General features: G+C 72.8%; 4 protein-coding genes. All 4 read left to right on the top strand.

Translation table 11 applies throughout. From position 1 onward, the window contains the following. The coding region (locus tag H5J29_RS27070; protein ID WP_220187989.1) for a class II glutamine amidotransferase domain-containing protein at positions 1-616 on the top strand (616 nt) is incomplete at its 5' end. Continuing rightward, positions 613-1,296: a GltB/FmdC/FwdC-like GXGXG domain-containing protein gene (locus tag H5J29_RS27065; protein WP_181783827.1), complete on the top strand. Its 684-nt coding sequence runs from the start codon at positions 613-615 to the stop codon at positions 1,294-1,296. The genes H5J29_RS27070 and H5J29_RS27065, both read left to right, overlap by 4 nt. Beyond that, positions 1,296-2,618 carry an FMN-binding glutamate synthase family protein gene (locus H5J29_RS27060; protein ID WP_181783826.1) on the top strand — a complete coding sequence of 441 codons (1,323 nt, stop codon included), beginning with the start codon at positions 1,296-1,298 and terminating at the stop codon, positions 2,616-2,618. Before H5J29_RS27065 ends, H5J29_RS27060 begins: the two co-directional genes overlap by 1 nt. Beyond that, positions 2,611-3,081: NAD(P)/FAD-dependent oxidoreductase (locus H5J29_RS27055; RefSeq protein WP_181783825.1), on the top strand; the 471-nt coding region annotated here is incomplete at its 3' end. The genes H5J29_RS27060 and H5J29_RS27055, both read left to right, overlap by 8 nt.

Raw genomic sequence — 3,081 nt, 5'->3', positions numbered from 1 at the left:
GGTCGCGGCCGTGCGGAGCGCGCTCCCGTCGGCCACCCTCGTCGGGTCCGGCACGGACCTGACCGTCTACAAGGGAACCGGACACCCCCGCGCGCTCGCCGCGACCTACGACCTGGCGAACGCGCAGGGCTGGCAGGGCCTCGCCCACACCCGGATGGCGACGGAGTCCGCCGTGACGCCGCAGGGCTGCCACCCGTTCTCCGTCGGCCCGGACCAGTGCCTGGTGCACAACGGGTCCTTCGCCAACCACGCCACCATCCGCCGCGAGCTCGTCGCGGCCGGGCACGTGTTCGACTCGGAGAACGACTCCGAGGTCGGCGCCCGGTTCGTCGCCGACCGGCTCGCCGCCGGGGAGGACCTGGACAAGGCCCTGCGGCTGCTGTGCGAGCGCTTCGACGGCTTCTACACCCTGCTCGTCACCAGCGCGGACGGGTTCGCCGTCGTCCGGGACGCGATCGCCTGCAAGCCCGCGATCATCGCCGAGACCGACCGTTGGGTCGCGATGGCGAGCGAGTTCCGGGCGCTGGCCGACCTGCCCGGGATCGAGGACGCCCGGCTCTACGAGCCGGAGCCCGAGCGGGTCTACGCCTGGACCCGGGACGGGGTGGCCCTGTGACCGCCCTCGACGCGCCCGTCGTGTTCGACCTCGCCTCGACCTCCGTCCGTGCGCTGAACGCCGAGCTGCACGACCCGACCGCGAAGCACTACGAGGTCCGCAGTCCCCAGGGGGCGCACGCGATCGCCGCGGGCGTCGACGCGGAGCTCACCGTCGACGTCCGCGGGCACGTCGGCTACTACTGCGCCGGGATGAACGACGGCGCCGCGATCACCGTGCACGGCAACGCCGGCACCGGTCTCGCGGAGAACATGATGTCCGGCACCGTGCGCGTCACCGGGGACGCCTCGCAGTCCACGGGCGCCACCGCGCACGGCGGGCTGCTGGTGGTCGAGGGCTCGGCGTCGATGCGGTGCGGGATCTCGATGAAGGGCGTGGACATCGTCGTGGGCGGGGACATCGGCCCGATGTCGGCGTTCATGGCCCAGGCCGGGCGCCTCGTCGTCTGCGGCGACGCCGGTGCGGACCTCGGCGACTCGATCTACGAGGCCCGGATCTACGTCCGTGGCGCCGTCGCCTCGCTCGGCGCGGACTGCGTCGAGAAGGAGATGCGGGCCGAGCACCTCGCCGAGCTGCGCGACCTGCTGAACGACGCCGGCCTCCCGCACTCGCCGGAGGAGTTCCGCCGCTACGGCTCCGCCCGCCGCCTCTACCACTTCACCTCGGGGAACACGTACTGATGAGCAGGTCCGTCCAGCCCGACCCCTCGCTCCGTGAGTCGGCCACCTTCGACCGGGCGACCATCGCCGGCATCCAGCGCGCCGCGGCCACGGGTGTCTACGACATCCGCGGCTGGGGCGCCAAGCGCAGGCTCCCCCACTTCGACGATCTCCTCTTCCTCGGCGCCTCCATGTCGCGGTACCCGCTGGAGGGCTACCGCGAGCGGTGCGACACCGACGTCGTGCTCGGGGACCGCAACGCCAGGTACCCGCTGCACCTCGACACCCCCGTCACCATCGCCGGCATGTCCTTCGGCGCGCTGTCCGCGCAGGCCAAGGAGGCGCTGGGGCGTGGCGCCTCGGAGGTCGGCACCTCGACCACCACCGGCGACGGCGGCATGACCCCCGAGGAGCGCGGCCAGTCCACGCACCTCGTCTACCAGTACCTGCCCAGCCGCTACGGGATGAACCCCACCGACCTGCGCAAGGCCGACGCCATCGAGATCGTCCTCGGCCAGGGCGCCAAGCCCGGTGGGGGCGGGATGTTGTTGGGGCAGAAGATCTCCGACCGCGTCGCCGGCATGCGCACCCTGCCCGCCGGCATCGACCAGCGCTCCGCCTGCCGCCACCCGGACTGGACCGGACCGGACGACCTCGCCATCAAGATCCTCGAGCTGCGCGAGATCACCGACTGGTGCAAGCCGGTCTACGTCAAGATCGGCGCCTCGCGCACCTACTACGACGTCAAGCTGGCCGTCGCCGCCGGCGCCGACGTCGTCGTGGTCGACGGCATGCAGGGCGGCACCGCGGCCACCCAGGACGTGTTCATCGAGAACGTCGGCATCCCCACCCTCGCCGCGATCCCCCAGGCCGTCCAGGCCCTGCAGGAGCTCGGGCTGCACCGCAAGGTCCAGCTCATCGTCTCCGGCGGCATCCGGACCGGCGCCGACGTCGCGAAGGCCATGGCCCTCGGGGCGGACGCCGTCGCGATCGGCACCGCCGCCCTGATCGCGTTGGGCGACAACGACCCTCGCTACCAGGCCGAGTACGAGGAGATCGGCTCCGCCGCCGGGTTCTACGACGACTTCCAGGAGGGCCGCGACCCCGCCGGCATCACCACCCAGGACCCTGCACTGGCCGCGCGGCTCGACCCGGTCGAGGGCGGCCGCCGGCTCGCCAACTACCTGCGCGTGCTCACCCTGGAGGCCCAGACCATCGCGCGGGCCTGCGGCAAGGCGCACCTTCAGCACCTCGAGCCCGAGGACCTCGTCGCGCTGACCATCGAGGCCGCCGCGATGGCCCGGGTCCCCCTGGCCGGGACCTCCTGGATCCCCGGTGCCTGAGGTCGTGATCGTCGGCGGCGGCCTGGAGGGCTGCGCCACCGCCTGGGCCCTCACGCAACGCGGCATCACCGACGTCGTGATCGTCGAACGGGACACCGTCGGCTCCGGCGGGACCGGCAAGTCCTCCGGGATCGTGCGCTGCCACTACGGCGTCTCCTCCCTCGCGGCCATGGCCACCCAGGCCCTGGAGGTGTTCGAGAACGCCGCCGAGGTCCTCGGCGCGGACATCGGGTTCCACCAGACCGGCTACGTCGTCGGCGTCGGCCCCGAGAACGTCGCCGCCCTGCACGCCTCGATGGCCGACCAACGCGCCGTCGGGGTCCGCACCGAGGACATCTCCGCCGACGAGGTGCAGCGACTCTGGCCGGTCGCCGACCTCGAGCCCTTCGGCGCCTTCGCCTGGGAGGAACGCGGGGCGATGACGTGGTCGCTGACCGTTCCCCTCACCGGAGTCCTCGTCGGC

Source organism: Pseudonocardia pini (assembly GCF_013870575.1).
In the GTDB taxonomy this organism is placed as follows: domain Bacteria; phylum Actinomycetota; class Actinomycetes; order Mycobacteriales; family Pseudonocardiaceae; genus Pseudonocardia; species Pseudonocardia pini.
Note: the sequence above shows the minus strand (reverse complement) of the source record. Positions and strands in the feature narration are given on the sequence as shown.